We start from the raw sequence: 1,170 nt of genomic DNA on the forward strand, positions 1-1,170 counted from the left end.
TCATTTGACGCATCGGCAAATTCTGCAGGCCCCTCAGTGGAACCTTGATACCAGTGGTATTCAACAATAAAGTGGTGGTTTTCCCAAGGTGCATAACGATATCCGCCCGCCATTGCAGCGGTGTTGTGGCGGTAAGGTAAATCGAGAAGAGCACGATCGTCAGAACGAAAAGTCATCCCGAACATTGAATAGAAAGCGTGTGCTCCGTACAGATAAGAGTAATTGAGTTGCACGCCTTGCTCAAAGTTACTGCCTTTAAAGGTACCGTGCGCGACTTTGTTATAATAGAGTCTTCCTCCTAGCGAAAGACCATGACGTTCATTTTGCAATATTTGGTATTGAACGTATGTCGAGAGGTTGTTCGCGATGGTTTGGCCTTCGAAGCCGTCTTCCAACACGTCATATTGCGGCATTGAGATGTAAAAGCGGTTTTTATCAACTTTATCTCGCCCGTTTTGTCCAATTCCAAATAGGTCATGAAAGCTTTCTGTTAAGCCATCCAGATGATTATCTGCAGCAAATACCCAGCGATAATTCAGTTCCCATTGCCATTGAGAACTGACTTGCCACTTAGCTCCAATTTCTAATTGGTTGTGGTAATAATCCAAAGCGTATTCGTCGGTATGAGCCCAAACACTCGCTATTGTCGCCGAGCCATAAGCTTCTATGTACTCTGAAGGCAAGCTAAACCCAGAGCGGAGATGGTTGGTATGACTGACCACTTGCATTGGCGATTGAGCGTAAGATCGAAGTGGTCCGTAAAGGTCGTTAGAGGCAAAAGTGGAAGCAGGCAACCAAAAAGCAAAAGCCAATATTGTAGGTTGCCATCGATTTTTCTTCATGATGAATACCTAAATATAGATTACTCAATAAATTAACTATAGTGTCACTCATTATTTCGTTCCGCTTATTATGTCAATGGTGTTTTTCGCCGAGTAGCTTATTTAGTAGTGAACTTTCAATGACAAACTGAAATCGCGCTTTGCAATCTAAATGTGAGCTAGGTACAATCGCTCTTCCGATAGCGGTCCGGTATTCGTGTTACTGAGCGACCTCTATCGCTTCTCAACTATTTATCAACAAATAGCTTCTAAATTTGAATAACATGTGTTGCTTGGTGTGCAACACCACTGTAAAGGACATAGCATGCCTATTATTACTCTTCCTGAC

1 protein-coding gene is annotated in these 1,170 nt (G+C 42.9%); it reads right to left on the minus strand.

The features are described 5' to 3' along the window. Positions 1 to 842, minus strand: an 842-nt coding sequence (locus tag R7E00_RS24415; protein WP_318124815.1) for a DUF3187 family protein, incomplete at its 3' end; no start/stop codon positions are given. Positions 843 to 1,170: the final 328 nt, after the last annotated feature.

The sequence above is a fragment of the Vibrio sp. Vb1755 genome (assembly GCF_033338635.1).
In the GTDB taxonomy this organism is placed as follows: Bacteria; Pseudomonadota; Gammaproteobacteria; order Enterobacterales; family Vibrionaceae; genus Vibrio; species Vibrio alginolyticus.